Below are 26,339 nucleotides of genomic sequence, written 5' to 3'. Positions count from 1 at the left end.
AGCGGTTGCGCGGGGTCCGCAATCAGCCGCGAATGTCGTCAAAAAGCACCGTGGAGATGTAACGTTCGCCGAAGTCGGGAACGATTGCCACGATGAGCTTGTCCTTGTTCTCCGGACGCTTTGCGAGCTCCAGCGCACCCCAAACGGCCGCACCGGCCGAGATGCCGCCCAGGATGCCTTCCTTGGTGCCGAGGGCACGTGCGGTGGCCACGGAGTCCTCGAGGGTTGCGTCGAGAACCTCGTCGTAGACGTTGGTGTCGAGGATTTCCGGAATGAAGTTCGCGCCGAGACCCTGGATCTTGTGCGGGCCCGGGGCGCCGCCGTTCAGGATGGGGGAGTCCTTGGGCTCAACGGCCACGATCTGGATTTCGGGCTTGCGCTCCTTCAGGACCTGCCCGACGCCGGTGATGGTGCCGCCAGTGCCGACGCCGCCGACGAAGATGTCCACTCCGCCTTCGGTGTCCGCCCAGATTTCCTCGGCCGTGGTGGCGCGGTGGATTGCCGGGTTTGCCTCGTTGGCGAACTGCTGGGCCCAAATGGAGTTCTCCGTGTTGGCGACGATCTCCTGTGCCTTCTCGACGGCGCCACGCATGCCTTCAGAGCCCGGAGTCAGGACAATCTCGGCACCGTAGGCGCGCAGCATGACCCGGCGCTCGGTGGACATGGTTTCCGGCATCGTGAGGATGACCTTGTAACCGCGCGCCGCGCCGACCAGGGCCAGCGCGATGCCGGTGTTGCCCGACGTTCCCTCGACGATGGTGCCGCCCGGCTTCAGCGCACCGGACTTCTCGGCGGCGTCGACGATGGCGACGCCGATACGGTCCTTGACGCTATTGGCGGGGTTGTAGAACTCCAGCTTCACCGCAACCGTGGCGTCCAAGCCTTCGGTGAGCCTGTTCAAGCGGACCAGGGGGGTTCCGCCGATCAGCTGGGTGACGTCGTCGTAGATCCGTGCCATGTAATCATGCCTATTCTCTGAATTCGCTGAAATAGCTACTGCTGAGGTCAGCCTAACGAGCGGTGCTACACGCTGCTACGCGCGGAGCCACGAAGAGTAATATTTCCGGGCCTTGGCGAGCTTGGGGTTGATGATGACCTGGCAATAGCCCTGCTCCGGGAACTTGGCGTAATAGTTCTGGTGGATGGACTCGGCTTCGTAGAAGTCCGGCAACCTGCTCACCTCGGTCACAATCGGCTTGGACCACAGTTTCTGGTTCCGGAGGATGGCTTCTTCGAAGAGGATCTTTTCTTCGGTGGTGGTGTAGAACATCGAGGACCGGTACTGGGTCCCGACGTCGTAGCCCTGGCGGTTGAGGGTGGTGGGATCGTGCAGGGCGAAGAACATGTCCAGGATGATGTCCGCCGGAATGATGTCCTCGTCGAAAGTCACGGCGACGACCTCCGCGTGGCCCGTCATTCCGGAGCAGACGTCGTAATAGTCAGGGTTGCGGATGTGCCCGCCGGTGTAGCCGGAAACCACGGAACTGACGCCCTTGGTCTTCTGATAGACAGCGTCAAGGCACCAGAAGCAGCCTCCACCAAGTACAAAAGTTTTCATGATCTCTTCAATGGCTGGGAGTCCTGGATGATTCCCGCACAACCTTACGGGACTGTGACGGCGCAGACCTGGCCACTGGCAACAATCTCAAACAGTCCGGTTGCCGCAAGCGCGTCTTGGCCGCCGGATGCGCAAGAATGTAATGCATGGAAGCTGTGAACACCGCGGTTGCAGATACAGGATCCGGGGAAGAACCGGAAAACGGTACAGCCGGAACTCCAAGAGCCAGCACCCCTACGCTCGGTCAGGTCTTATTGGCAGCGGAGGAGCTCTGGCCGGAATCGCTCGCCGAGGAATGGGACGAGGTAGGGCTCGTGGTCGGACGGCCGACAGCCACCGTCACCAAGGTCATGTTCGCCGTGGATCCGACCCTCGCCGCCATTGAGGAAGCCATTGAATGGGGCGCCGAACTCCTCGTCACGCACCACCCTTTGTTGCTCAAGGGCGTCACCTCCGTTGCTGCCACGAGTGCCAAGGGCCTTGCTGTCCATCGGCTCATTGAGTCAGGCACCGGGCTGCTGACCGTGCACACCAACGGGGACTCCGCCGTCGGAGGCGTTTCCGATGTCCTCGCCGACGCGTTCGGGCTGGACAACGTTGTCCCGCTGGCTCCTGCGGCCCACGGCCTGCCGGAAGAGGGGATCGGCCGGGTCGGCGACCTGCCCGAACTCATGACTCTCGGAGATTTCGCCGCCCGGGTGTTCGAGATCCTGCCCTCAGTGGCCGGCGGCGTGCGGGTTGCCGGGGACAAGGACGGGCTCGTGCGCCGCGTCGCCGTTTGCGGAGGTGCCGGTGACAGCCTCTTCGACGCCGTCCGCGCCAGCCAGGCGGACATCTACGTCACCGCGGACATGCGGCACCACCCGGCCTCCGAAGCGCGCGAAGCTGCCGTTGACGGCAGGCCGTACCTCGTCGACGTATCGCATTTCGCGAGCGAATGGCTCTGGTTGCCCGCCGCGGCCGAAGCGCTCGGCAACGTGCTCGCGGACCAGGGTCACGACGTCGAGATCCGGGTGGCTTCCACCAACAGCGATCCGTGGGACTTCATTCTCACTCCCGGCTAAGGCTGGGGCGCGAGGCAGGGGAGCGCGCTAGGCGCTAGAGTCGAGACAAGCAGGCCCAAGGCCTGGCAGGGGCTGAATATCAGTCCCGGCACGATCAAGCGGAGGTAAGCGTGGCCAAGGCAGCACCGGCGGAACAGTTGAAATTGCTCGAACTGCAGGGGTTGGATGCGAAGCTCAAATCCTTGGCGAACCGCCGTCGCGCTTTGGAGACCGATCCCCGCATCACCGATCTTCAGGATGCCCTCAGCGTGGCCAACGGGGCGCTCGGGGCCGCGAAACTTGCCGTCCACGACGCCGAAGCCGAGCTTCGCAGGTCAGAGGCCGACGTCGAACAAGTGGCTGGGCGCATTGCGCGCGACGAAGCCAGGTTGAACAGCGGTACCGGACTTTCCAAGGACCTCGTCGCGCTGCAAAGCGATATCGCCTCACTGAACAAGCGTCGTTCGGACCTTGAGGATGTCGAGCTGGAAATCCTCGAACGCCTGGACGGACTCCGGGAGCGCCAAGCCGCGCAACAGCAGATCGTCGATGACATCCAGGGTTCGTTCTCCGGGATCCGTGCCGAACTTGACGCCGCGATCGCCGAGATTGTTGCCGAAGAGACGGATGTGCGAGCCCAGCGGACCGGTTTCGCCGAAGGGCTCGACGCCGCGATGCTGGCTATCTACGAAAAAACCCTTGCCAAGCGCGGGGTGGGCGCCGCGAGGCTGTTCCACGGCAAGTCCGAAGGCTCGGGAATGACACTCAGCCCCGGCGACCTTGCCGAGGTCAAGGCCGCTGCCGAGGACGAGATCGTGTTCTGCCCCGATTCCGGCTGCATCCTGGTGCGCTCCGCCGAGTGGAACTAGCCGCCTGTTCCCCACCCCATTAGTTGGGGAGGATGATGCTGAGGGTGTGCGGCTTGCGTGCCGTGCCTTCCGTTAACTCCGCCGTCCACATTTCCGAAGCGGCCTTGAGCAGCTGTTCGGGCGTCTCCGGGGCCTTGCCTCGACGGCTCAACAAATGCCGGACCAGTTCGCCACGGGTGTGCTTGGCGAAGTGGCTGACGACGGTACGTTTGCCATTGGACTCGGAAAAGACGTTGACGGAGACAGTCTGCGCCGCTGGCGGGGCCCAAGCCGCGGCGTAGGTGCTGGAGCGGCAATCCACCAGCAGCTCGCCCTCCACCCGCGAGGCGAGGGCCTGCGTGAGCTGCGGCTTCCAGAACGAGGCGAGGCGCCCGACGTCGGGCAGTGCCGTTCCCATGGACAAGCGGTAGGCGGGCACGCGGTCGCCGAAGCCAATGGCGCCCCACAGGGCGGACACCACAAGGATCGACTCCACCGCCTTGCGGCGCTGTGCCGGTGTCAGGGTCTTGTAGCCGAGCGCGTCGTAGAGAACACCGGAATACACCTGGTGGGCAGGGGCCGCGGGTTCGGCGTTGAGCCGGGTATTGCGTTCGACGTCGTCCTTCAACGATGCGCCCACCCCCAACAATGCGAGGGCGTCCTCATGTGCGCTGACCAGGCCCAACGCGTCGAGCACTTTGGCCCGGTAGCTGTTGAGGTCCGGAAAGCTCAGGGACTCCCATTCGACGGCGGAGCCCTTCTCGGCGGGGGTCTTGCCTTCGGAAGGCGGCAACAGAATCAGCACCAGTCGATATTAGCCGCAATACAGGCTCCACCCGTCGGGCGCACAGTCCGGCGGCGCCGTCTGGAAAATGTGGAGGGCCCGACGCCGGTAGACTGTAAGGCGGATGGGTTGACTAGGCGGCCGCGCGCCACGTGAGTGGCTCGAGGAACGTCCGGGCTCCATAGAGCAGGGTGGTGGGTAACGCCCACTCGGGGTAACCCGCAGGCCAGTGCCACAGAGAACAGACCGCCTGCGTCTGCGTGTGCCAGCACAGGCAGGCAGCAGGTAAGGGTGAAACGGTGGTGTAAGAGACCACCAGCTCCTTGGGTGACCAAGGAGGCTAGGTAAACCCCACCCGGAGCAAGGCCAGACAGGACACGATCGAGGGCTGCTCGCCCGAGTGTCCGGGTAGGCCGCTGGAGGGCGTCGGCAACGGCGTCCGTAGATGGATGGTCGCCACTCCTTCGCCTGCAATGGCGCGGGAGGACAGAACCCGGCGTATCGGTCAACCCATCCCTCAGCCTTGTGTGAGTGATTTCACGCATTCCGGCGGCCAAAGCCTCCCGTGCCAGACCTTAGAATGGACAGTGAACGTAGAAGTTCCACCGCCGGTTCTGCGTTCGCAGCCGGCGGTTTTTCTTTGCAACGTTCGAGGTGTCCGGGCAGACCGAAGTCCCGCCGATGCCAGTGCCGTTGGATTACTCCGGGCGGCCACCATCTACGTACGAGGACGTATGTAGCTGACCCTAGGAAGGTAGTTCTGTGAGCCAGTCATCAGATTCTTGTCTTGATACGTGGATGGGCCGCGAAGCGCTGGCCGAGGCCATGATTCCGGTGATCGGCCGGCTGTACCGTGAAAACAACGTGGTGACGAGCATCCACGGGCGCAGCCTCATCAACAAGTCGTCGATGAACATCTTGAAAGCCCACCGCTTCGCGCGCCGGATGAGCAAGGACGAACTCCGGCTCGAGGAAACCGCGCCGCTGCTGAACATCTTGGCCGAGCTTGAACTCGGGGCTGCTGCGATCGACATCGCCCGCCTGAACGAGAAGTACAAGGCCGAGGCCCCGGGAACGCCCCTGGAAGACTTCCTGCGCGCCGAACTTGCCGAGGTTGTCGGGCGCCGCGGCGCGGATGACCGGACCAGCACCGACGTCGTGCTCTACGGTTTCGGTCGTATCGGCCGCCTGCTGGCGCGCCTCCTCATCGAAAAGGCCGGCGGCGGGCACGGCCTGCGGCTGCGCGCGATCGTGGTCCGCAAGGGTGCCGAGAACGACCTCGTCAAGCGCGCCAGCCTGCTGCGGCGCGACTCGGTGCACGGCTCCTTCGAAGGCACCATCCGCGTGGACGAGGAATGCAACACGATCACGGCCAACGGTGTCCAGATCCAGGTCATCTACTCGGACAACCCCTCCACCGTTGACTACACGGCCTACGGCATCAAGGATGCGCTCGTGGTCGACAACACGGGCCGCTGGCGCGACGCCGAGGGCCTGTCCCAGCACCTGCAGAGCAAGGGTGTCGCGCGCGTGCTGCTCACGGCTCCGGGCAAGGGCGAGCTGAAGAACATCGTCCACGGCATCAACCACTCCTCCATCGAGGACACGGACACGATCGTCACCGCGGCCTCGTGCACCACGAACGCCATCACCCCGGTGCTCAAGGCACTCAACGACAAGTTCGGCGTCGTCCACGGCCACGTGGAAACCGTGCACTCGTTCACGAACGACCAGAACCTGATCGACAACTTCCACAAGGGCGACCGCCGCGGCCGCTCGGCCGCCCTGAACATGGTCATCACCGAAACGGGTGCGGCCAAGGCAGTGGCGAAGGCCCTTCCGGAACTGCAGGGCAAGCTGACCGGCAACGCGATCCGCGTCCCCACCCCGGACGTGTCGATGGCCATCCTGAACCTGAACCTTGAAAAGGGAACCACGAAGGAGGAAGTCAACAACTACCTTCGCGAGATGTCCCTGCACTCGGAGCTGCGCAAGCAGATCGACTTCATCGACTCACCCGAGGTCGTCTCCACGGACTTCGTGGGCTCCCGCCGTGCAGGCATCGTGGACGGCCTGGCCACCATCGCCAACGACAAGAACCTCGTGGTCTACGTCTGGTACGACAACGAATTCGGTTACTCCTGCCAGGTAGTGCGTGTCATGGAGGAAATGGCCGGGGTGAACCCGCCGTCGTTCCCGGCACGCAGTGTTGCTGTTGACCTTGAGTCCAAGGCAACGTTGGAGCCCGCCGGCGTCTAGCCGGCTCTGGTCAGGACCAGGAAAGACACAGGGGATTCCCGGCTGATTCGCTGGTATCAGCCGGGAAACCTGACCAGAATGGACGCATGGAAAGCGAAAAGATTCTGGAACATGAAACAACCCTGGAACACGCACTGGACGTAGCGCGCGCCAACCTCAAGGAAGCCCAGCGCCTGCTCGACGAAGCCAAGGCCGCACACGCCGCCGGTGATATCGCTGAGGACCGAGTCATCCAATTGAGGTCGCTTCTGGAGTTGGCGGCCGAAGACCTGAAACGCGTCACCAAGGAGCAGTAAGCCGCCGCTGCAACGGGCCGCACGCTGGCTTGTACGGGCAGTTGTGATTGTTCCGACACTGTGACTTGTCCTCCACACTGTGGATATCGACGTCGGTTGTCAGTGCCCTGATCTAGTCTCAAGGGACGTATTTCTCCCCGAAAGGACACAATCCCTTGAGCACCACTTGGGCCGCCTATCGACGCGCCCGCCGTCAGTCCCGGCAGGCCTGGGTGCTGGTGATCCTTATCATCGCCGGTGGACTTGCCGGCATAGGGTGGTTCTTCAGCAACGGCCAGTTCGCAGTGGCCCAGGACCCGGGCAATGGAGCGACGGAAGCTCCCGTCTTCGACCCGAGTTGGATGAAGCCGGTGGAAGCTGTTCAGCCGGTACCTGCCGGTTCAGCCGTTGATGCACTGGAAGCGCTTCCCGTGAAGGGGCGCGCCGCCAAGGACAACTATGACCGCAACGAATTCGGCCAGGCATGGCTCGACGTCGACCGGAACGGCTGCGATACCAGGAACGACATCCTTAGGCGGGATCTTGCAGCGGCGGAGTTCACGGCAGGCTCCAAATGCAGGATCGCTTCCGGGGAGCTACGTGAGCCATACATCGGCCAGGACATCCATTTCCGCCGGGGCTCCGAAAGCAGCTCGGCCGTACAGATCGACCATGTGGTGGCTCTCGGGGACGCCTGGCAGAAGGGTGCCCAGCAGCTCACGGCCAAGCAGCGCCAAAGCCTCGCCAATGATCCCCTCAACCTGATTGCCGTCGACGGTCCTGCCAACGTGAAGAAGGGCGCGAGCGACGCCGCGAGTTGGCTCCCTGCCAACAAATGCTTTCGCTGCCATTACGTAGCCCGGCAGGTGTCCGTCAAAGCCGCCTACAGGCTCTGGGTCACCCAGGCAGAGAAAGACGCCATGAGGCGCGTCCTGGACTCGTGCCCCGGCCAGCGGACCATCAGGGCGATGTAGCCACCCGGAAGCGCGGGGCTGCCGCGTCAGGCGCGCTTGGCCTGGGCTGGAGGAATTACCAAGTGGCCGTGTCCGAGTTGCCAGACTCCGCCTTCGTCGATCCTCTCCAGCACCACTCGCTGAAGCGAGGTTTCGCGGGGGAGCTGGTCAAGGTTTTCCATGCCCCGGTGCCGGAAGGTGAAGTAGACAGCGTCGCCCGGGGCGTCGGAGCAGCGGTCGAGGGTGAATCGGCGGGCAAAAGCTGCGATGTTGCTGTCCGGTAGTTTCTGTGCCAGATAGGGATCCAGCATCCAGGAGTCGCAGCTCGCCGCGGAGACCGCTTTGTCCGGGAAGTGTAGGTCAAAGAACTCCCTGGCCTGGCTGAGGCTCGTGTCTACGAGGGCGGGGGAGAGACCACCATCTTCCGGGATGTGTATCCCCAGCACCCAGGAGTCGCTTGCGGCGGACCCTTCCGCGTCGCCGCGGACAAGGTGGAATTGCAAGCGGCCGATCCGGAAGATGTTTCCGGCCATGTGAAGCGTCAGCCACGCCCACGTGTCCAAACCGAAGCGCCCATGAACCCGTCGATTGATGCGAAGGTTCAGTCCCACATCGGCCAGGATCGCGGCGGAAGATTCCGGCGGGATACCAAGGGCAAGATGATGGCGGTGGACCACAGGAGCGAAGCGCAGGAGCGCCTCAATCCAGTCCGTCTCCGTGCAGCCATCGGCGGGGGCAGATTTGCTTGGAAAGGCGCCCAATCGGGCGTGAAGCACGGCAAGGGCCCGTCGCGTTCCGTCTCCGGGCGGTGACCCCAGCAACGCGGCACACGCCAAGGCGTCCTCGCCGTGGATGTCGAGGAGGCTGAACAATTCGTCCTGCGCGATGTCGCCCATCAGTCAGTGCCCGAAGGGATCCGGATCGACGCCCGGCATCCAGGTCAAGCCGGGTACTCCCCAGCCGTTCTTCTTGGCCTGCTTCATGGCCTTCTTGGCGTAGCGGTCAACCAGGCGGTTCACGTAGAGCTTGCCGTCAAGGTGGTCGAATTCGTGCTGCATGACCCTCGCGAACCAGCCTGTCGCAACGAAATCCACTGGCTTGCCGTAGCCGTCGAAGCCCTGGACGCGAGCCCATTCGGCCCGCTGCAGCGGGTAGTGTTCCCCGGGGAATGACAGGCAGCCTTCGACGTCTTCTTCGGGATCCGGAAGTGCTCCGGGGATCTTGGAGAGGGTGAGAACCGGGTTGACCAGGACGCCTTCGTCGGGTGCGTCGTCGTCGTTCGCGTATTTGAAGATGAAGATCCGTTTACCGACGCCCACCTGGGGTGCCGCCAGCCCGACGCCGTTGGCGGCTTCGTTGGTCTCGAACATGTCCGCAATCAAGGTGCGCAGTTCGTCATCGAACTCATCTACCTCGCTCGCCCGGCGGTGAAGCACGGGCTCGCCCCAGATGGTGACTGGCAGGACGGTCATGTCAGGTGTTCCTCTGGTTCTCGGGTCTGGAATGGCCAAAATCGGCCGGGACAAAGCAAAGGCCGCACTGGATAACCAGTACGGCCTTTGGCTGCGATCGATAATTGCTACCGACCTCATGAGGGTGAGCGACGGGGGTTGAACCCGCGACCTCCTGGACCACAACCAGGCGCTCTGCCAACTGAGCTACGCCCACCATGCGCCTTTTACGCTTTCGGAATGACCCGTTCGCTGCGAAGGCAACGACAAAAACTATACCCCGTCTTGAGGGGTGGTTTTGCCACTTTTGACCGTTTGGCTGAAATTTCCCGAAAAGGTGCCTCAGATCACGTGCTTGCCGGGGCCTCCGGGCCAGGTGCAATCTGCTTGGAAATCTTCTGGGCCGTTGCTGTATCGGGTCCAGGAGCCGGGACGAACACGGCCTCGCGATAGTAGCGCAGCTCGTCGATGGAGTCCCTGATGTCTCCGAGCGCGCGGTGGCCGCCATGTTTGGCGGGCGACTGGAAATAGGCGCGGGGGAACCATCGGCGGGAGAGCTCCTTGATAGTGCTGACATCGATGACCCGGTAGTGGAGGTGTTCGACGATGTTGGGCATGTCCCGCGCGAGGAACATCCGGTCTGTGCCGACTGAGTTGCCACCCAGCGGTGCCTTCTTCGGATCGGGTACCCATTTCTCGATGTACTCCAGGACGATCGCTTCGGCCTCGGCCATGGTCTTGCCGTGCGGGAGCTCGTCCAGGAGTTTCGAACGGGTGTGCATGTCGCGGACGAAGTCGTTCATCTGTTCAAGCGCAGCGTCTTCAGGCTTGATGACGACGTCTACGCCATCACCCAGGATGTTCAGCTCCGAATCGGTGACCAAGGCCGCGACCTCGATCAGGGCGTCGTTTTCCAGGTCGAGACCGGTCATCTCACAGTCGATCCAGACGATGCGTTCATTAGTAATAGGCACTCGTCAAGCCTACCTTTCGGGCGCGCGGGAAGGGTGTCGGGGCGCTCCGTTCCGCGCCCGCGGCATACTGCGGCTGGTAAACTGGGCCGTTGTCGAGCGGTTGTTGCCTGCATCGATGAGCTGGACCAATGTAGGTAGGGACTGGAATATCATGACGGCAGGCGGAACGGGCGTGGGCACCTCAAATAGCCGGGACGAGGCAAAGGAACCCTCGGCGCCGTCGGAGAAGGCCGTCGCCCGTCTCGATTCCCCGGATAACACGCTCATCGGGGCCGCCACTCCCGACCAGATCAAGGCCTTTGTGGCCATCTGGCAAGGATTTTTTGGGTCCCTGATGACCTTCGCCGGTTCGATCGGCGCCGGCTGGATCGCCAACGGCTCGCCCATGTTCAGGCACCCCCTTGTCATCGCCCTGCGCACTGAGGGCTGGGGCGTCACGACCTCCACCATCCTGCTGACGGCGGGGGCCATGCTTTTGGTCAGGTCATGGTTGAGGCTCGGGCAAAGGCTCAAGGACTGGGGGCCAGGCTCGCTCAGATCCGTGGTTGTCGCCGTAGCGGCGTGGGCAGCGCCCCTGATGTTTGCCGTGCCCATCTATTCACGCGACGTGTACGCCTATACCGGCCAAGGCAGGCTGGTGCTGGAAGGCCAGAACCCATACACGGCAGGGATTTCTTCGCTCAGCAACTGGTTTTCCCTGGGCGCCGACCCTGCCTGGGCTGAAGCCAAGACACCGTACGGACCCTACTTCCTGTGGCTTGCCAGGTGGGTTGTGGGCATCACCGACGCCCAGCCCGATTTTTCCGTTTTGCTCTTTCGCGTTGTGGCGACTGTCGGAGTGCTGCTCTGCGTGGTGTATGTTCCCAGGCTCGCTGAACTGCACGGGATCAATCCCGGCCGTGCGCTGTGGATCGCGGTGGCCAACCCGCTCTTTCTCATCAGCTTCGTCGCGAGCGCCCACAACGATGCCCTCATGGTGGGCCTGGCGGTGGCCGGGATGTATTTTGCAGCCACAGGGCGCCATATCACCGGGCTTCTGCTGGTCACGGCGTCCATAGGCATCAAGCCGATCACGGTACTTCTCTTGCCTTTCATAGGCCTCATGTGGGCAGGTCCTGCTGCCAGTTGGGCCCGCAAGTTCCTGTTCTGGGGCGCGACGGCGGGCATCAGCTTTGCAGTCCTGGCAGTGAGCGGGATTCCTTACAACCTTGGCTTCGGATGGGTCTGGGCCATCCTCGATCCGACACCCGGCTACACGGGATACTCGCCTTCGGGCTTCCTGGGCCAGCAGGTCGAGGTGATCGCTAACCTCCTGGGACTGCCTGGGTCCACTGTGGCCACGGGGCTGCGCACCCTCATGAAGTGGGCCGGAATCGGGTTGGTGGTTGTCCTGATGTTCCGCGGCGACTATTCACGGCTGGTGAGACGCGCGGCCCTGGCGTTTGCCGCCGTCGTCATGCTTTCTCCGATTATCCAGCCGTGGTACATCCTGTGGTTCATCCCGCTGCTCGCGGTCACAGGCATCAGGGACGACTGGCAGATCAAGTCCCTCTATGTCGCCGTGACGTTCTTCGTGGCCTTCGGCGCACAGGATCAGATTTCGGTGCTGTCCTTCGTGGAACTGAACGTCAAAGTGTCCTCCCTGTCCTTCTTGGTGGCCGCGGGATTCACTGTCTACCTGATGGTGTTGGACGTTCACACGCGAAGGCTGCTGATCCGTTCCACCCCTGCGCAACTGCTCCGCAGGCTTGAGCAGCGGCTCAGGCGCTCCGAATAGCAGTTCTTGCGCTGGACTTGCGTCCCAGTTCCACGGTCCGCTGCACGGACCACCAGAGCAGGACAACCAAAAGCACGTTTCGTGCAGTGAGCACCGCTGCCATCACGGGGTTGGCGTGGATCAGCGGCGTGTAGAACAGCGGGTAGATCACAAAAGTCGTCATGGCGATCCCCATCAGGAGGGCGGCAGGAACCCGCCAACGGTTCCAGTCGTGGGTCAGCCCGGCGATAACCACCGGCGCAAGCCAGATGATGAATTGCGGCGACCCCACCTTGTTGAACACGATGAACGCGGTGGTCATCATGAGGGCGCCCTCGAGAAACAGCTCTTCAGGTTCGGCGCCCCGCCGAAGCGCCCAAAGCAAGAGGGCAGAGCCCGCGACGGCGGCAAGCACCAAGAGCGGCTGCATCATGAACGCCGCCACATTGGCTCCCGGCCCGTACACCTCGGTGGAATTGATGGCGACGTTGTCGGCGATTTTGGAGCCGCCGATGTTGAACACGCTCAACCAGACCCAGGGCGTTGAGAACGTGGCTTCCAGTTGCATGCCGCGTTCACCCTGGTTGGTCAAAAAGTCCAGGATATGCGGGAGGCCGCCTGAAAGGTAGGTGCCCAGTGCGACGGCTGCGGTGACGGCCGCGCCGCACGCGATGATTCTCAGCCTGCGGTGGCTCGCGATGACGATGGGTACCAGGACGGCGGCTGGCCAGACTTTGATCCACGTGGCGATGCTGAGGAGGATGCCCGCCGCCACGGGCCGCGTGGCGGCATACAGCAGGGCGACCAGCACGATGGGTGCCGTGATGCCCTCCACCCGGGCGAAGCTGAGGTAGCCCATGAACGCGGTAAAGAACAGCCACCACCAAGCAGGGGCAATACCGCTTGCCTTGCGCGGGCCGCGGGTCAAGATGAATAAACCGGCCGCATTGAGCGCAGTGATGATCAACGTCCACACCAGCAGGTATGGACCAGGGCCCGCGATGTTGGCCAGGAAGATCGGAATCTGGGCGAGCACCGGGTAAACCCAAGGGCTGATGGCTCCGTGGAGATCCGCGGGGTTGTAGCCGGCCATCGCCCACTGACGGTACTGCTCGGTGTCGCTGAACGTGTTTCCGGACAGGAAGAAACTTGCCATCCAGCCGAGGAAGTACACATGGATGGCGGCGAAACCCCACCAAACGCTGGAGGGACGGCTGAACCAGTCGACGGCGGCAGGCGGCAGGGCGGCGTCGCGCACGCGGGCCAGCCCGTCGAAGAATCGAACGGAAATCTCAGGACTCCTTGGCAGCGGCGGCCGGTTCGTTGGCCGGGATCTTCTTGCCCAAAAGGTACAGGCGGCGTACGGACCAGCAGAACAGGACCACCAGCAGGACGTTGCGCACCGTCAGGACCAAGGCCATCAAAGGGTTGTTATGGCTGAGTGCGTCATAGAAGAGGGGGTAGATGAAGTATGTGGCCACCCCAATGGCGATGAGCATCGCCGCGGGCACCCGCCATTCCTTCCAGCTGTGGGCAAGCCCGACGGCGACGGCAGGCGCCAGCCACACCATGAACTGGGGTGACCCGACCTTGTTGAACACGACGAAGGCCGTGGCCATGGTCAGGGATCCAGCCAGTAATAGTTCGGTGCGGTCCGCTCCGCCACTTCGCTTGCCGTTGTGGAGTGCCCAGAAGGTCAGGGCAGCCACCAGAATCGCGGCGAGGGCAAGGAGGGGCTGCATGAGGAATGACATGAAGGCCGTGCCCGGCCCATCCACCTGCATCGAGTTGATGTCCGTGTTCATGTACATTCTCGAGTCACCCACATGGAGGACCGAGAGCCACAACCAAGGAGTGGTGAAGGTCGCTTCCAACTGCATGCCACGATCGCCTTGCTGGGTCAGGAAGTTAAGGAGCTTCGGCAGTTGACCTACGGCAGCCGTCAGGGCGATCACTAAGACGCTGGTCAGAATACCGGCAGCCACCACTTTGGTTCTCTGCTTGACCACGGTGAACAACGAAAGCATGACGGCGGCCGGCCAAACCTTCATCCAGGTGGCAACGCTCAGGAGGGTGGAGGCAATGAACGGGTGCGACACCCCGTACGCCAAGGCGATCAGGACGATGGGGGCAGTCAATCCGTCCACCCGGGCGAATCCCAGCCAACCCATGATGAAGACGAAGACCAGCCACCACCATCCCGCCGGGATGGCCTCGCGACGGCGGCCCCGTCCCGTGAGCTTGGCGAGGGCGACGCCGTTGAGCAGGGTGATCATGAGCACCCAGAGAAAGAAGAACGGACCGGGTCCGGCCAAGCCTGCGATGGCCATCGGTACCAAGGCGAGGACGGGGTAGACCCACGGGCTGGGCCCGCCGCTGAGGTTCTCATCCCGGAACCCGGCAGAGGTCCAGTCCCGGTAGATGAAGGTGTCGCTGAAGGCTTCGCCGCGCAGGGAAAGGATCAGCGCGAACACAAGGAAGACCAAGTGCACGACGCAGAAGCCTGCAAGCAGGCCCTTGGGAGAATTGAGCCTTGCCTCCAGCGAAGGGGGAAGAACGCGATGACGGAACCGTGTGAGCGCGCTGAAGAATGAGTCCGTGGAAATGGGAGGATCCTTGTCAGGTAGTTATCGTCACAGGGTGCCGTAAGGCGCAGCGGCCGGAGCCGCTCCAGACAACATCGGTTCCATTGAATTTCGAGCGGAACCAGCGTGGCTGTGGGTCTGCGGCATCAAACCAGAGCCCCATCCATCCTATCTCAGGCCACTTTCGCGGGCCGACCGATGGTCCGGCTGGCCCCGGGAAGCCAGGGGTGGCGATGCTACAGTTGCAATAATCCATGGCAACCGGCAGTGCCACTTTGGCCCGGATGCGGCAGGAAACCGGACAGGATTTTGTTTGATGGTGACGTCGAAGTTTCGTGAGCGTGAGGTGGGGAGTTCGTTGGCTCATCCAGAGGCGCTTGGCGATTCCACCGTCCCGCCACACGGCACTGTCATAGCCAAAGCGGCAAGGACAGCGGTCCTCCAAGGGTTCGTCGGGTCGTTGCTCATGGTGGCAGGATCGGTCGGCGTCGGCTGGCTGGCCAGCAGCAGTGCCTTGATCCGGACGCCCCTCTTCATCATGGCCAGGACATCGCCGGTTGGTGTGATCCTGTGCACCGTGATGCTCTGCCTTGGCGCACTCCTGCTCCTGCGCTCGTGGCTGCGCATTGCCCAGCGGATCGGCGGATGGAACCCTTCCTCGCGGCCTGTCCTTCGGCGGGCATTGTGGATGTGGGCAGTCCCGATGATGTTCAGCTTGCCGTTGTTCAGCAGGGATGCTTACGCCTACATCGGCCAGGGCCGGCTCATGGAGCAGGGCCTGAACCCATATACCAACGGCATCTCGGCCCTGAGCAACTACTTTTCGCTCGGACCCGACAAATTGTGGACGGAAGCACCGACGCCTTACGGTCCGCTGTGGCTTTGGATTGAACAGGGTGCCGTATGGGTGAGCGCAAGCGTCCCCGAGCTTGCGCTGATTCCCTTCCGTCTGGCTGCCCTCGCCGGGGTCGTACTGCTCGCTGTCTACGTTCCCCGCCTCGCTGCGCTCCACGGCGTCAATCCGGAGCGGGCGCTGTGGCTTGGGGTCCTCAACCCGGTTCTCCTGATCAACTTCATCGCCAGCGCGCACAACGACTCCTTGATGTTGGGACTGGTTGTTGCCGGGCTGTACTTCGCCTCGGTCAAACGACCCGTGCTGGGAATCGTGCTGATCACGGCCTCGATCGCCATCAAGCCGATTACTTTGATTGCCTTGCCTTTTGCCGGACTGCTGTGGGCTGGTGCCCGTGCCGGCTGGGGCCGCAGGATGATCTGTTGGGCGGCCACGTTGGGCTTGTCCCTGGGGCTCCTGGCGGCCGCCGGATTGGTGAACGGCCTGGGATTCGGTTGGCTTGGCGCCCTGCAGACTCCCGGCGCCGTCTGGATCTGGTACGCGCCGGTGGGCTTGCTGGCCCACACGGTGGGGCTCGCCGTCGGACTCTTCGGTGGCCCCGGCGTTCCCGTAACGGACGTCATCCAGACCGCCGGAACGGCGGTTTCGGCGCTTGCCATCGTCTGGCTTGCCGTACGGACGCCTGGCCGCGGATTCGGACTGCCCGCGCCCCTCGAGGACGAATCGGAGTTCAACAAGACCGTGCTTCGCCGGATGGCCTGGGCCTTCGCAGCCGTCGTCGTCTTGGCGCCGGTGATCCAGCCTTGGTACATGGTGTGGCTACTGGTGTTCTTTACGGTGACAGGCATCGCAGACGGCCCCCAGCTCCGGACGGTCTTCTATCTGACAGCGTTCTTCACCCTCATTGCGCTCACAGACCAATTGAGTGTCTTCCAGTGGATCCCCATTGAGGTGGTGCGCGGAGTGGCCATCGCCATCGCGGTCTCCTTCATCGCCTACCTCGTGTTCTTTGACAAGAAGACGCATGTGCTGTTCCGCCCGCGTCGCGGGATTTTGAAGCTCAAGCTCAAACCGAAGTCCTGAACCCGGATTCAGCCGAGGTGTTTCGTCGCTTCACGTAGGGACAAAGGGCTCAGCCTGGCCCGTCGGGTTTCCACGTAGCTCCGTACCCATTGAGGATCGGTCTTGGCATACTCCCGCAGCGTCCAGCCGATTGCTTTCCTGATGAAGAACTCCTTGTCGGCCAGGTTGGCGTCGAGTGCAGCGGCCAGAAGTTCCTGGTCGGTGGCCGACTTTGCCTTGAGCTGGGAGGTGATGGCGGCGCGACGGATCCAGAGGTCCTCGTCGCGCGCCCATGTCCGCAAGAGCGGGGTCAGCGTGCTCCGATGGTGTTGCAGAAGGACGCAAATACGGTCGGAGACACCGTCAACGAAGTCCCACCATGCGCCTGTCCGGATGATTTCTTCGTACAGAGGCAACATCTCCAGATCCTTGGCCACGGACTTGGTGGAGGTCAGGTCGATGGCCGCATAGCGCTCTTCCCGCCATGCAGCTTCCCGCCACAGCAGCCGGACATCGTCCCGAAGTTCGGCAGCGGACCCGAAGGGGAGTTCCTTCGCGGTCGCGAGGACTACGCGACGGACTGCAGGGACCCTGACGCCGAGCGAAGGCATGGATGATTTCATGTACGCCTGCGCCGCCTTCGCACGGTCCGAGTCCGCCTCTGCCTGCAGGCGTTTCCGGATGATGGCGATTCTTCGGTGTTCCATACCGCGACTCTAGGACACCCGAAGGCGGCTCGGACGCGCCACCCGGTTGACTGGGATGATGACGCCCATAGAGTGGATGGAAGAGTTAGTCCGGTGGCCGATCCGGCCCCTTGTTCCTCATGCTTGGAGGCCCTCATGTCCACGGTGAAGACGCCGGAAGAGATTGCGCTCATGCGCGAAGCCGGAAGAGTGGTTGCCAATACGCTTTCGGCGGTTCGTTCGCATGCCGGAGTCGGGGTGTCGCTCAAGGAGCTGGACGACGTTGCTGCCGCTTTCATGGAGGCCGCCGGAGCCAAGCCGGCGTTCCTGAATTACCGTCCGCGGTGGGCGTCCACGCCCTTTTCAGGCGTCATTTGCACGAGCGTCAACGACGCCGTGGTGCACGGCATCCCGGACGGATATGTTTTGCAGGACGGCGATCTGTTGAGCGTCGATTGCGGGGCATTCGTGGAGGGATGGTGCGGGGACGCAGCAGTCAGCTTCATTGTGGGCACTGCGGATCCGGTGGACCAGGAATTGATCGACGCCACGGACGCCGCCCTCGCCCGCGGAATCGAGGCTGCCCGGATCGGAAACAAGATGGGCGATCTTGCGTACGCCATCGGCGGGGAAGCCAAGCGCAGCGGCTACGGGATCCTTGCCGATCACGGCGGGCACGGGATTGGCCGGACCATGCATGCAGAGCCGAACGTGCCGAACATCGGGCGGCCAGGCCGTGGCGTGAAGCTTGTGGAGGGCCTGGTGATCGCTATCGAGCCGATGTTGATCCTGGGCGGCAGCGACGACTACTACCACGACGACGACCAGTGGACCCTGCGCTCGGCCAACGGCCGCCGTGCGGCGCACAGCGAACACACCGTGGCGATCACCGCAGACGGCCCGGTTGTGCTGACACTGCCTTAGCTGGGTTGTTTCGGCCTGCGGGGCCCGGAAAATCAGCGCCGCAGGTGCATGACCGCCCTTCCGGGCACTGCTGTGGAAAGCGTGAAGAAGCCAGCCGCCCCGAACAACTTCACAGTTCCCTGGTAGAGATCGGCGGAACCGGCCTTGGGCCGCAGCGAGGGATCGACGGGGTAGCCTTCCACGATCTCGGCGCCATGCGCGAAGGCATGCCCGACGGCGGCGTCCAGCAATGCCGCAGCCACCCCGCTCCGGCGGTGGCCGGGAGAAACCACGAAACAACTCACCGACCAAACTCCCGTGCCTTCCGGGGCGCCCCCTCCTTCGGCCTTGAGAACTTGGGATTGTTCGATGCGCGGATAAGACTGGCGCGGTTCGACCGCGCACCAGCCCACTGCTTCGCCGCCTCGGAACGCGAGGACTCCAGGTTCGGGGCCGCCGTCGAATTTGTCCTTGAGCTGTTCCTTCCGCGTCTTTGGGGGAGTGGCCTTCCAATCCTGACCGGTGAGGGCGAACCATCGGCACCAACAGCGGGAAGGTTCGCCACGGACGCCGAAGAGCTTTTCGACATCGGGCCAGGTTGCGGGGCCCGTGGTGATGGCTGCGGAAACGAAGTTCAGGACCATGGGAACAGCCTAGAACCAGCGAGTGCCAAGGCCTGGGTTGCGGCGCCGCCGGCTATCCCTGACGTCACCTAGTGCTGCGTGGGGTCGGTGACAAAGTTAACCCCGTCCGGATCGACTGGTCCGGGCTCATTTGGCCGGCTGCGCGATCCCGCCGTCGGTCTAGCCGCCCGCCTGATTCCGGCGTGGTGTTCGCGGTGTTTGGCAAGTGGCTTCTGATTTTTGGGCGCCGCGGATCGCCCAAAGACCGGAATTAGAGCGACCAACGCCGCGCCCGCCAGCACCGCAATGACCCAGATCCATTGTTCTCCGTCCATGTTCTTCACCAGTCTCAGGTCGTCGGTTGTCTGCGTTCGGTCGTTGAAGTCCGGTCTATGCGGCTCGGCATGGATCCTCAGCGAAACACTAGATTGGCTCGTAAACACCGTCGCGAGTGGTCCTTACTCGACTTTCGGGGCTCTTGCGCAGCTGACGTTAACCAAGCAGCCGATGCTGGACGAGCTCAAGAGGCGGTATATCTTGGCGAACGAACATGGCCGCCGTCGGATTCTGCTGGATCATTCTCTTCGCCGAAGTTGCCGCTCCTGTGATTCCGTGGGCCCGGAATTTGTCTATTCGAATTATTGAGCAGAATCCGACATCCGAGCGAAAGAGGATTCCCGGACGGACATGACGCGCCCGGGATTTACACACGTTTTGTCCTATAACCCGAGAAGAGCGGCCCTGAACTACGTTTCCGCAGGTCAGAGCCGCTCTCTGTGTGCCCCGGGAGGGAATCGAACCCCCGACCAAGAGATTAGAAGGCTCCTGCTCTATCCTCTGAGCTACCGAGGCATGCGACGCACGCACGGTCGTGGCTGAGGCGCCACAAAGAGTTTACATTGCGGCGGCTGCCTGTGCAGTCAGCCCACCCTCAACCCGTGACTCTTCCCCCACAGGCGGCCATTCGGGCTGGCTATCCACATACGCGAAGTCCATACTGCCGCGGATCTGCGCGGCCCGTGAAGCTGAAAGAGCCAGACAGACAACTCAACTCACGTTAGGACTACACCATGAACGACATCATCACTGTCCGGGGATTCGTCGCCACGGAACCCAAAAGTTCGACGACTCCGGGCGGAACGGGAACGGCCTCGTTCCGGTTGGGTTCCACGGAGCGCAGGTTCGACCGCGCCAACGATGTCTGGGTGGATGGCAACACCAATTGGTTCAGCGTCCAGGCGTTCAGGCATCTCGCGGGAAACATAGGATGCAGCGTCAAGAAGGGCCAGCGGGTCATCGTCGTCGGGAAACTGAAGTTGAGGCAATGGGAACACGACGGCAAGATCTACCACGTCGCCGAAATCGTCGCCGAGTCGGTGGGTCACGACCTCATGTGGGGCTCGGCGAACTTCATCCGGACCACCGGTAACACCAGCCCGCAGGGCATGCCTGCGGCCCCTGAGGTGGAGCCGGAGAACCCGTGGCCTTCTGCGGAGGACGATGGGGAGGACGGACCCGATGACGACGAGGATGGCAGTACCGCAGCCGAGCGGGGAGTCATTGTTTCGGCCGGAGAAGGTGATGAGTCGGTTCTCGTTGATACTGAGACGGGAGAACTTGTGGACGCCAAGGTTTGAAATGACGCCACGGCCTGAAAGGACGCGAGGCCTGAAATGACGCCGGCGCCCCAAACAGGGAACGTCGCGGGCATCCGCGGACGCCGTGCGGCGCAGCAGGGGGCGCGCCGCATGGCAGAATGGCCGGGTGATGAGCAGGGGAACGCCGCGAAAACCATCAGGACGCCGCCACGCGGCCGGAAGCCCAGGTTTGCTGCTTGCAGTGCCGTTACTCCTGGCCGGAATGATGGCCGGCTGCACGGCGCCTGCTCCCGTGGTGTCAGGAAGCGCGCCGGTTTCATCGCCTGCCCCATCGGGTACAGCCAGCGCCACTGCCGCTGTTCCACCCAGTGCCGGGAACCCATCGGCATCGGCTTCGCTCAGCCCGGGCACTGCCGCCCTGAAGCAGACCATGGAGACCGTACTCAAAACCATTGCCGCGGCAACCCCCAAACCGGCACAAGATGCACTGCGATCGCAGCTCGTTTCGGCCGGCATCCCAGCCTCCGCTGTGGAAGTATCCGCGAGCAAGACGCCGACCGGACTGGATGTCGACGCCATCGAGGCCGCGGCCAAACTGGACAAGGACTGTGTCATGGGCGAGATCAGGGACGGCCAGGTTTCAGTGTCGGTCCTGCCCGTCTTGGCCAGCGGCAAATGCTTCGTCGGGGATTCCCGCTAGCAGGGCCGAATGTGAGTTATGCCTTGCCACCCATTAGATTTAACGGCATGGCGGAATTCATTTACACGATGACCAAGGCTCGCAAGGCCGTTGGCGAAAAACTAATCCTGGACGATGTCAGCATGTCGTTCTTCCCTGGCGCGAAGATCGGCGTCGTTGGCCCGAACGGAGCCGGCAAATCCACGATCCTGAAGATCATGGCTGGCATCGACACACCGTCGAACGGCGAAGCCCGCCTCAGCCCCGGCTACTCCGTGGGCATCCTCCTGCAGGAGCCGCCCCTGAACGAGGAAAAGACCGTCCTGGGCAACGTCCAGGAAGGCGTGGGCGAGATCTACTCGAAGATCCAGCGCTTTAACGAGATCTCCGAGGAAATGGCCAACCCGGACGCCGACTACGACACGCTGCTGGAGGAAATGGGCCACCTCCAGGAAGCCATCGACGCGGCAGATGCATGGGACATCGATTCCCAGCTCGAGCAGGCCATGGACGCACTCCGCTGCCCGCCGGGCGACTCCGACGTGACGGTCCTGTCAGGTGGTGAGCGCCGCCGCGTGGCGCTCTGCAAGCTCCTGCTGCAGAAGCCTGACCTCCTGCTCCTTGACGAGCCCACCAACCACTTGGACGCCGAAAGCGTTCTGTGGCTCGAGCAGCACCTCTCTTCCTACCCCGGTGCCGTCCTCGCCATCACCCACGACCGCTACTTCCTCGACCACGTCGCCGAGTGGATCTGTGAAGTGGACCGCGGCCGTCTTTACCCCTATGAAGGCAACTACTCCACGTACTTGGAGAAGAAGCGCGCCCGCCTCGAAATCCAGGGCAAGAAAGACGCCAAGCAGGCCAAGCGCCTCACCGAGGAACTCGAATGGGTCCGCTCCAACGCCAAGGGCCGCCAGACCAAGTCGAAGGCCCGTCTGGCCCGGTACGAGGAAATGGCAGCCGAGGCTGACCGCACCAGGAAGCTCGACTTCGAGGAAATCCAGATTCCGCCGGGACCGCGCCTGGGTGGCCTGGTCCTGGAAGCCAAGAACCTGCAGAAGGGCTTCGAAGACCGGACCCTGATCGACGGGCTTTCGTTCACGCTGCCCCGCAACGGCATAGTCGGCGTCATCGGTCCTAACGGTGTCGGCAAGACCACGCTGTTCAAGACCATCGTCGGGCTGGAACCGCTCGACGGTGGCGACCTCAAGATCGGTGACTCGGTCAAGATCTCCTACGCCGACCAGAGCCGTGGCGGCATCGACCCCAACAAGACCCTGTGGGAGGTCGTTTCAGACGGCCTGGACTTCATCCAGGTCGGCCATGTTGAAATGCCGTCCCGCGCCTATGTCGCGGCCTTCGGCTTCAAGGGACCGGACCAGCAGAAGAAGGCCGGCGTGCTCTCCGGTGGTGAGCGTAACCGCCTGAACCTGGCACTGACCCTCAAGCAGGGCGGAAACCTCCTGCTTCTTGACGAGCCCACCAACGACCTCGACGTCGAAACCCTCAGCAGTCTTGAGAACGCCTTGCTCGAGTTCCCCGGCTGCGCCGTCGTGGTCTCGCACGACCGGTGGTTCCTCGACCGGGTTGCCACCCACATCCTGGCCTACGAAGGCGACGAGGAGAACCCGTCGAAGTGGTACTGGTTCGAGGGTAACTTCGAGTCCTACGAGGAGAACAAGGTGGAGCGCCTCGGTCCAGACGCTGCCAAGCCGCACCGTGTCACGCACCGCAAGCTGACCCGCGACTAAGCGGATTGCTCCAAAGAGGGCCGGCGCCCTGGATATTCTCCCGTGGCGCCGGCCTTCTTTGCTGCGCAGAATCTCGGCCGAGTTGTGGTAGCTACTCGAGTAGCGACTACGGGATCCGGAGCATGCCCTCTTGCGCCACCGTGGCGACATGTTGGCCATCACGGCTGAAGATCTTGCCGGTGGCCAGTCCGCGGGCGCCTTGGGCGCTGGGGGACTCCTGCACGTAGAGCAACCACTCGTCCACGCGGACGGGACGATGCCACCACATGGCATGGTCAAGGCTCGCCACGCTCATGCCGGGCGTCATCCAGCTCAATCCGTTCTTGCGCAGCACCGATTCCAGGATGGTGTAGTCGCTCGCGTAGGCCAGGGCGGCCAGATGGAGGTTGGGATCGTCCGGCATCGGGCCAAAGGTCTTCATCCACACGGCATTGCTGGCTACCCGGTCCTTGGGCGCTTCGACGTAGAGCGCGGGGTCTACGTGGCGGACATCGAAGGGCCGCTCGAACGACATGTGGCGGGCGAGTGGATGGTCGTACTTCTGGAGGAGTTCGGCGGTGCTCGGCAGTGTTTCGGGGTCCGGGATTCCGGCCGGCATGGAGGATTGGTGTTCCACGCCTTCCGCTTCGGTCTGGAAGGAAGCGATCATCGACAGGATCGGTTGGCCTTCTTGATAAGCGTGCACCCGACGCGCGGAGAATGAGCGTCCATCACGAAGCCGTTCAACACTGAAAGTGATCGGCTGGTTGGCGTCCCCCGGACGAAGGAAATAGCCGTGCATTGAATGGACGGTCCGGTCTTCCTCTACGGTGCGCATACCGGCTACGAGCGACTGGGCGAGCACCTGCCCGCCGAATACCCGGTGGCGCGGCTGTTTCTGGGACGGCCCAAGGAAGATGTCCTCGGCTGTCCTCGCGCCGTCGAAGTCGGCCAGGGACAGCAACTCGATGAGGGTGGATGTGGGGCCCTCCAGGGCAACCTGATGTTCCAGGCCGGCGTGCGCGTCAGTCATGGTTCGACTCTAGACGCCACCCTGACCCCTCTCAACCGCGGACATGCCGGTAGAGTCGATGATGTGTCCGATGTATTGACCCAGTCCTTCCATTTCGTCGATCCCCGTGATCTGGCGGATCTCCGCACTTATGTCACGCGTGCCAAGAGCATCGACGATGGCGCCATCCGGCTGCAAGCCTCCGGCCGCGTCCTGGCTGCATATGTGTGCGTCCTGAGGCCCCGCCTCCTGGGCGAAGCGACGCCGACCATTCTCGGGCTACGGACCACCGCCCTCGCCGATGACGCGCATGCGGACGTCACCGTGACCCTGTCCTCGGTCCTGGACCGCTTGGCGCGTTCCGGTGCCGACGACGCCGAACTTCCGATCCCGCCGTCGACCGTTTCCGAATCCTGGGCTGGAGTCGGGGCGCCCCGCAGCGGCTGGGAGCCGCTGGGTTCAGTGCCCGACGCCGAACTCAAGGCCGTCGCGAATGCCGGCATTGCCGAGGTGGCCGGGATTGTTCCGGAACAGCCTGGCGCCTTGATCGTCAACAATGCCAGGGCCGCGGTGTGGGGCCGGGAGATTCCGGGACTCGACGGCGTGCCCGCAGGGGCGGCGTTCGCGGCCTTGGCGCTCGGCTTCCTTGGTGACGGCGAACACCGGCTCTTCCGCAACGGACGTTGGTTCCGGCTCAGCGGGAGCCGGGGCCACATCCTGGCACGATCCGGATCAGGCCTGGCCTTCCAAGCCCGCTGAACCTGAGCCAGGACTGGCCCAATCCCGGGCCAGTCCCATGGCTACGCAGCCGCTCGCCTACAAGCCTCAGGGCTGCTGGACCGACGGGCTGTTGACCATCGTGAGCGCAGCCCGTTCCATGTAGTCCCACAGCGTGCCTTCATGAAGCGGCGACAATTCGAGGGAATCCACTGCCGCGCGCATGTGGAAGAGCCAGCGGTCCTTGGCTTCGGGTGTCACCTGGAACGGCATGTGCCGCATTCTCAAGCGGGGGTGCCCGCGTTCCTCGCTGTACGTGCCCGGGCCGCCCCAATACTGCTCAAGGAACATGAGGAACCGCCGCTTTGCCGGGGCGAGGTCTTGTTCCGGGTACATGGGCCGGAGCAACGGATCTCCGGCGACGCCGTCGTAGAAGACATCGATGAGTCTCACGAAAGTCTCGTGGCCGCCGATGGCGTCATAGAAGCTGTCGGTGTAGGCAGGCTGGCTGAACGGATCGTTTTGCATCAACTGCCGCCGTTCGGCCGGCTGCGGTGGTGCGGATTCCGGCTGGCTGCTCATCTCACTCACCTGCTTTCTGCTCGCGAATCTTGAGGGATTCCTTTGAAGTCTGGGGCGCACCGGATGCAGCGGTTTCGGCAGGGGCGGTACCCGGGGGTGCAGGCGGAACGTCCTCCGGGACGGCTGAGTCCTCCGGCACGTAATCGCCTTGCGAGCGGTTGCCCACCCTCAGGATTTCTCCATTGCGCAGATACCAGATGGCGCCGTCTTCGGCCCGGAGCCGTGTGATTCGGAGGCCCACGGATTCAACCGTGCCAATCACTTCAGTGGTCACGATCACATCGCCGATCCCGAACTGGTCCTCGATGGTGATGAAGATGCCGGACAGGAAATCGCGGATGAGCTGTTGGGCGCCGAAGCCAATGGCCACACCCAAAATACCGACGCTCGTGAGCAGCGGGGCAATATCCACATTCAGGTATTTGAGGACATAGATGATGACGATGACCACCACCACGACGCTCAGCACGCTTGTTAGCAGTGATCCGATGGTGTGGGCGCGCTGGGCGCGCCGTTCATGGTCGAGCGCCCGGAAGGCCGGCTGGACCCACCTGAAATGCGGTTTCTTGAAGAAGCTGGTGCCCTCTGCCACTCGGCGGGTAATACGCAGAATGATGAACCGGGCCACAACCCAGACCACCAACCCAATGCCCAGCGTCACGAAGATGGACGCGAAATCGATCTTGGCTGCATCGGCCACGATGTTGTCGGTCGACGAGGCGACGTTCATGTGCGGGAATGCTCCTCACGGATCCAATTGTTCGCCGGGCCCTTTATTGCCGGGCGCTGAACACTCTGTCCACGCTCAACCCTATCGCCGTAACGCGGCCGCATGCGCATCGTCGTTCTTGGCGGAACAGCCTTCCTGTCATCTGGCTAGCTGGCGGCGACCGTCGTGCTTGGCTCATGCAGAACGGGAAAATTGACGCTGCGGGCAATAAAGCACACCTGGTTGGCCTCATGGTGCAATTCGTCCATGAGGGAAATATGCGCCGGGTCGGCAACCGTGACCTGGGGCTTCAAGGTGACGTTCTCGAACTGGCCGCTGCCATCGCGATTGAGCCGCATCATGCCCTCGGCGTGGTCCACGTAGTCGGTCACCACCACTCCGTGTTTGACCGCGACATGCAGGAAAGACAGCATGTGGCACTGGGAAAGGGCGGTGAGGAGCAGTTGTTCCGGGTTGTACCGGCTACGGTCGCCATGGAAGGTGGGGTCCGAGGATCCCCTCAGGACGGGCAGTCCGGGGATTTCGACGTCGTGATCCCTGGTGTAGCCGCGGTAGGTGGAAGTCCCGGTGCCCAGATTTCCGGTCCAGCGCACGGTCAGGGAGTAGTGGTGTTCGTCCAGGCTCATGCGGAAAGTCTATCGGCGGTGCTTTCGCGGGCGGCACACGAACAGGCCCCGG

General features: G+C 63.1%; 26 protein-coding genes, 2 tRNA genes and 1 other RNA gene. 13 read left to right on the top strand and 16 right to left on the bottom strand.

Features of this window, described 5'->3' with window-relative positions; translation table 11 throughout:
• Nucleotides 1-22: 22 nt before the first annotated feature.
• Both cysK and msrA read right to left on the bottom strand, forming a co-directional pair.
• A complete protein-coding gene (gene cysK / locus QRN52_RS06710; protein ID WP_059387764.1) occupies nucleotides 23-958 on the bottom strand; it encodes a cysteine synthase A in 936 nt (311 codons plus the stop codon).
• A 75-nt stretch (nucleotides 959-1,033) separates the two neighbouring features.
• A complete protein-coding gene (msrA, locus tag QRN52_RS06705) occupies nucleotides 1,034-1,558 on the bottom strand; it encodes a peptide-methionine (S)-S-oxide reductase MsrA (RefSeq protein ID WP_284751969.1) in 525 nt (174 codons plus the stop codon).
• 146 nt (nucleotides 1,559-1,704) lie between these two features.
• Here msrA and QRN52_RS06700 point away from each other — a divergent pair, with 146 nt between their 5' ends.
• Together QRN52_RS06700 and QRN52_RS06695 are read left to right on the top strand one after the other, a co-directional pair.
• Nucleotides 1,705-2,622: a Nif3-like dinuclear metal center hexameric protein gene (locus tag QRN52_RS06700; protein ID WP_284751968.1), complete on the top strand. Its 918-nt coding sequence runs from the start codon at nucleotides 1,705-1,707 to the stop codon at nucleotides 2,620-2,622.
• A gap of 110 nt (nucleotides 2,623-2,732) precedes the next feature.
• Nucleotides 2,733-3,470: a zinc ribbon domain-containing protein gene (locus QRN52_RS06695; protein ID WP_284751967.1), complete on the top strand. Its 738-nt coding sequence runs from the start codon at nucleotides 2,733-2,735 to the stop codon at nucleotides 3,468-3,470.
• A gap of 19 nt (nucleotides 3,471-3,489) precedes the next feature.
• Here the strand turns inward: QRN52_RS06695 and QRN52_RS06690 are convergent, their stop codons facing one another.
• A complete protein-coding gene (locus QRN52_RS06690) occupies nucleotides 3,490-4,254 on the bottom strand; it encodes a YaaA family protein (protein ID WP_284751966.1) in 765 nt (254 codons plus the stop codon).
• 104 nt (nucleotides 4,255-4,358) lie between these two features.
• Here QRN52_RS06690 and rnpB point away from each other — a divergent pair.
• From rnpB to QRN52_RS06670, 4 genes are all read left to right on the top strand, one after another.
• Nucleotides 4,359-4,750: RNase P RNA component class A (gene rnpB, locus QRN52_RS06685), an RNA gene on the top strand.
• Nucleotides 4,751-4,995: 245 nt separating this feature from the next.
• A complete protein-coding gene (locus QRN52_RS06680) occupies nucleotides 4,996-6,492 on the top strand; it encodes a glyceraldehyde-3-phosphate dehydrogenase (RefSeq protein WP_284751965.1) in 1,497 nt (498 codons plus the stop codon).
• A gap of 86 nt (nucleotides 6,493-6,578) precedes the next feature.
• Complete coding sequence (locus tag QRN52_RS06675; RefSeq protein WP_284751964.1) at nucleotides 6,579-6,788, top strand: hypothetical protein; 210 nt, start codon at nucleotides 6,579-6,581, stop codon at nucleotides 6,786-6,788.
• 155 nt (nucleotides 6,789-6,943) lie between these two features.
• On the top strand, nucleotides 6,944-7,741 hold the full coding sequence (locus QRN52_RS06670) for an HNH endonuclease family protein (RefSeq protein WP_284751963.1): 798 nt from the start codon (nucleotides 6,944-6,946) through the stop codon (nucleotides 7,739-7,741).
• A 26-nt stretch (nucleotides 7,742-7,767) separates the two neighbouring features.
• On the opposite strand, the gene QRN52_RS06665 is transcribed toward QRN52_RS06670, so the two are convergent.
• The 4 genes from QRN52_RS06665 to orn all read right to left on the bottom strand — a co-directional run bounded on the left by QRN52_RS06665 (nucleotide 7,768) and on the right by orn (nucleotide 10,145).
• Nucleotides 7,768-8,616, bottom strand: coding sequence for an acyltransferase domain-containing protein (locus QRN52_RS06665; RefSeq protein WP_284751962.1), 849 nt, complete (start codon nucleotides 8,614-8,616; stop codon nucleotides 7,768-7,770).
• A gap of 3 nt (nucleotides 8,617-8,619) precedes the next feature.
• The gene (gene def / locus QRN52_RS06660; RefSeq protein ID WP_284751961.1) at nucleotides 8,620-9,192 is read right to left on the bottom strand and encodes a peptide deformylase; all 573 of its coding nucleotides are present in this window, start codon (nucleotides 9,190-9,192) and stop codon (nucleotides 8,620-8,622) included.
• 123 nt (nucleotides 9,193-9,315) lie between these two features.
• Nucleotides 9,316-9,388: transfer RNA gene (locus QRN52_RS06655), tRNA-His, on the bottom strand.
• Between the two features lie 130 nt (nucleotides 9,389-9,518).
• Nucleotides 9,519-10,145 carry an oligoribonuclease gene (orn, locus tag QRN52_RS06650; protein ID WP_284751960.1) on the bottom strand — a complete coding sequence of 209 codons (627 nt, stop codon included), beginning with the start codon at nucleotides 10,143-10,145 and terminating at the stop codon, nucleotides 9,519-9,521.
• A 151-nt stretch (nucleotides 10,146-10,296) separates the two neighbouring features.
• On the opposite strand from orn, the gene mptB (QRN52_RS06645) reads away from it, so the two are divergent.
• Nucleotides 10,297-11,922: a polyprenol phosphomannose-dependent alpha 1,6 mannosyltransferase MptB gene (gene mptB, locus QRN52_RS06645; RefSeq protein WP_284751986.1), complete on the top strand. Its 1,626-nt coding sequence runs from the start codon at nucleotides 10,297-10,299 to the stop codon at nucleotides 11,920-11,922.
• Here mptB (QRN52_RS06645) and QRN52_RS06640 read toward each other — a convergent pair.
• Both QRN52_RS06640 and QRN52_RS06635 read right to left on the bottom strand, forming a co-directional pair.
• Nucleotides 11,906-13,159, bottom strand: a complete 1,254-nt coding sequence (locus tag QRN52_RS06640) for a glycosyltransferase 87 family protein (protein WP_284751959.1) — start codon at nucleotides 13,157-13,159, stop codon at nucleotides 11,906-11,908. The two genes, mptB (QRN52_RS06645) and QRN52_RS06640, sit on opposite strands and share 17 nt — an antisense overlap.
• A 34-nt stretch (nucleotides 13,160-13,193) precedes the next feature.
• On the bottom strand, nucleotides 13,194-14,507 hold the full coding sequence (locus QRN52_RS06635; protein ID WP_284751985.1) for a glycosyltransferase 87 family protein: 1,314 nt from the start codon (nucleotides 14,505-14,507) through the stop codon (nucleotides 13,194-13,196).
• A 295-nt stretch (nucleotides 14,508-14,802) separates the two neighbouring features.
• On the opposite strand from QRN52_RS06635, the gene mptB (QRN52_RS06630) reads away from it, so the two are divergent.
• The gene (mptB, locus tag QRN52_RS06630; RefSeq protein WP_284751958.1) at nucleotides 14,803-16,422 is read left to right on the top strand and encodes a polyprenol phosphomannose-dependent alpha 1,6 mannosyltransferase MptB; all 1,620 of its coding nucleotides are present in this window, start codon (nucleotides 14,803-14,805) and stop codon (nucleotides 16,420-16,422) included.
• An 8-nt stretch (nucleotides 16,423-16,430) separates the two neighbouring features.
• On the opposite strand, the gene QRN52_RS06625 is transcribed toward mptB (QRN52_RS06630), so the two are convergent.
• Nucleotides 16,431-17,108 carry a DNA alkylation repair protein gene (locus QRN52_RS06625; RefSeq protein ID WP_284751957.1) on the bottom strand — a complete coding sequence of 226 codons (678 nt, stop codon included), beginning with the start codon at nucleotides 17,106-17,108 and terminating at the stop codon, nucleotides 16,431-16,433.
• 135 nt (nucleotides 17,109-17,243) lie between these two features.
• Here QRN52_RS06625 and map point away from each other — a divergent pair, with 135 nt between their 5' ends.
• Complete coding sequence (gene map, locus QRN52_RS06620) at nucleotides 17,244-18,011, top strand: type I methionyl aminopeptidase (protein WP_284751956.1); 768 nt, start codon at nucleotides 17,244-17,246, stop codon at nucleotides 18,009-18,011.
• A gap of 32 nt (nucleotides 18,012-18,043) precedes the next feature.
• Here the strand turns inward: map and QRN52_RS06615 are convergent, their stop codons facing one another.
• The gene (locus QRN52_RS06615) at nucleotides 18,044-18,634 is read right to left on the bottom strand and encodes a GNAT family N-acetyltransferase (RefSeq protein WP_284751955.1); all 591 of its coding nucleotides are present in this window, start codon (nucleotides 18,632-18,634) and stop codon (nucleotides 18,044-18,046) included.
• Between the two features lie 758 nt (nucleotides 18,635-19,392).
• Nucleotides 19,393-19,465: transfer RNA gene (locus tag QRN52_RS06610), tRNA-Arg, on the bottom strand.
• Between the two features lie 218 nt (nucleotides 19,466-19,683).
• On the opposite strand from QRN52_RS06610, the gene QRN52_RS06605 reads away from it, so the two are divergent.
• The 3 genes from QRN52_RS06605 (at nucleotide 19,684) to ettA (ending at nucleotide 22,641) form a co-directional block, all read left to right on the top strand.
• Entirely contained in the window at nucleotides 19,684-20,250 is a 567-nt protein-coding gene (locus tag QRN52_RS06605; RefSeq protein ID WP_284751954.1) for a single-stranded DNA-binding protein, read from the top strand.
• A 202-nt stretch (nucleotides 20,251-20,452) separates the two neighbouring features.
• Nucleotides 20,453-20,911: a DUF6993 domain-containing protein gene (locus QRN52_RS06600; RefSeq protein WP_284751953.1), complete on the top strand. Its 459-nt coding sequence runs from the start codon at nucleotides 20,453-20,455 to the stop codon at nucleotides 20,909-20,911.
• Between the two features lie 47 nt (nucleotides 20,912-20,958).
• A complete protein-coding gene (ettA, locus tag QRN52_RS06595) occupies nucleotides 20,959-22,641 on the top strand; it encodes an energy-dependent translational throttle protein EttA (RefSeq protein ID WP_284751952.1) in 1,683 nt (560 codons plus the stop codon).
• A gap of 106 nt (nucleotides 22,642-22,747) precedes the next feature.
• Here the strand turns inward: ettA and tesB are convergent, their stop codons facing one another.
• Nucleotides 22,748-23,653, bottom strand: coding sequence for an acyl-CoA thioesterase II (gene tesB / locus QRN52_RS06590; RefSeq protein ID WP_284751951.1), 906 nt, complete (start codon nucleotides 23,651-23,653; stop codon nucleotides 22,748-22,750).
• A gap of 63 nt (nucleotides 23,654-23,716) precedes the next feature.
• On the opposite strand from tesB, the gene QRN52_RS06585 reads away from it, so the two are divergent.
• A complete protein-coding gene (locus tag QRN52_RS06585; protein ID WP_284751950.1) occupies nucleotides 23,717-24,391 on the top strand; it encodes a DUF8185 domain-containing protein in 675 nt (224 codons plus the stop codon).
• A 66-nt stretch (nucleotides 24,392-24,457) separates the two neighbouring features.
• On the opposite strand, the gene QRN52_RS06580 is transcribed toward QRN52_RS06585, so the two are convergent.
• From QRN52_RS06580 to QRN52_RS06570, 3 genes are all read right to left on the bottom strand, one after another.
• A complete protein-coding gene (locus QRN52_RS06580) occupies nucleotides 24,458-24,931 on the bottom strand; it encodes a globin (RefSeq protein ID WP_284751949.1) in 474 nt (157 codons plus the stop codon).
• A gap of 1 nt (nucleotide 24,932) precedes the next feature.
• Nucleotides 24,933-25,661 (bottom strand): mechanosensitive ion channel family protein, encoded by a 729-nt coding sequence (locus QRN52_RS06575; protein ID WP_284751948.1) that lies wholly within the window; start codon nucleotides 25,659-25,661, stop codon nucleotides 24,933-24,935.
• 146 nt (nucleotides 25,662-25,807) lie between these two features.
• Complete coding sequence (locus QRN52_RS06570) at nucleotides 25,808-26,287, bottom strand: OsmC family protein (protein WP_284751947.1); 480 nt, start codon at nucleotides 26,285-26,287, stop codon at nucleotides 25,808-25,810.
• Nucleotides 26,288-26,339: the final 52 nt, after the last annotated feature.

Origin of the sequence: Arthrobacter sp. efr-133-R2A-120 (genome assembly GCF_030209835.1) — a bacterium.
Taxonomy (GTDB): domain Bacteria; phylum Actinomycetota; class Actinomycetes; order Actinomycetales; family Micrococcaceae; genus Arthrobacter.
This window is presented reverse-complemented; position numbering and strand designations above follow the sequence as displayed.

What these genes read in the sequence shown, in the direction of transcription:
- mptB (WP_284751958.1), top strand. Translation starts at nt 14,803, where the DNA reads ATGGTGACGTCGAAGTTTCGTGAGCGTGAGGTGGGGAGTTCGTTGGCT.
- QRN52_RS06625 (WP_284751957.1), bottom strand. Translation starts at nt 17,108, where the DNA reads ATGGAACACCGAAGAATCGCCATCATCCGGAAACGCCTGCAGGCAGAG.
- def (WP_284751961.1), bottom strand. Translation starts at nt 9,192, where the DNA reads ATGACCGTCCTGCCAGTCACCATCTGGGGCGAGCCCGTGCTTCACCGC.
- QRN52_RS06575 (WP_284751948.1), bottom strand. Translation starts at nt 25,661, where the DNA reads ATGAACGTCGCCTCGTCGACCGACAACATCGTGGCCGATGCAGCCAAG.
- map (WP_284751956.1), top strand. Translation starts at nt 17,244, where the DNA reads ATGTCCACGGTGAAGACGCCGGAAGAGATTGCGCTCATGCGCGAAGCC.
- QRN52_RS06665 (WP_284751962.1), bottom strand. Translation starts at nt 8,616, where the DNA reads ATGGGCGACATCGCGCAGGACGAATTGTTCAGCCTCCTCGACATCCAC.
- QRN52_RS06570 (WP_284751947.1), bottom strand. Translation starts at nt 26,287, where the DNA reads ATGAGCCTGGACGAACACCACTACTCCCTGACCGTGCGCTGGACCGGA.
- QRN52_RS06580 (WP_284751949.1), bottom strand. Translation starts at nt 24,931, where the DNA reads ATGAGCAGCCAGCCGGAATCCGCACCACCGCAGCCGGCCGAACGGCGG.
- QRN52_RS06605 (WP_284751954.1), top strand. Translation starts at nt 19,684, where the DNA reads ATGAACGACATCATCACTGTCCGGGGATTCGTCGCCACGGAACCCAAA.
- ettA (WP_284751952.1), top strand. Translation starts at nt 20,959, where the DNA reads ATGGCGGAATTCATTTACACGATGACCAAGGCTCGCAAGGCCGTTGGC.
- tesB (WP_284751951.1), bottom strand. Translation starts at nt 23,653, where the DNA reads ATGACTGACGCGCACGCCGGCCTGGAACATCAGGTTGCCCTGGAGGGC.
- QRN52_RS06675 (WP_284751964.1), top strand. Translation starts at nt 6,579, where the DNA reads ATGGAAAGCGAAAAGATTCTGGAACATGAAACAACCCTGGAACACGCA.
- mptB (WP_284751986.1), top strand. Translation starts at nt 10,297, where the DNA reads ATGACGGCAGGCGGAACGGGCGTGGGCACCTCAAATAGCCGGGACGAG.
- cysK (WP_059387764.1), bottom strand. Translation starts at nt 958, where the DNA reads ATGGCACGGATCTACGACGACGTCACCCAGCTGATCGGCGGAACCCCC.
- msrA (WP_284751969.1), bottom strand. Translation starts at nt 1,558, where the DNA reads ATGAAAACTTTTGTACTTGGTGGAGGCTGCTTCTGGTGCCTTGACGCT.
- QRN52_RS06700 (WP_284751968.1), top strand. Translation starts at nt 1,705, where the DNA reads ATGGAAGCTGTGAACACCGCGGTTGCAGATACAGGATCCGGGGAAGAA.
- QRN52_RS06615 (WP_284751955.1), bottom strand. Translation starts at nt 18,634, where the DNA reads ATGGTCCTGAACTTCGTTTCCGCAGCCATCACCACGGGCCCCGCAACC.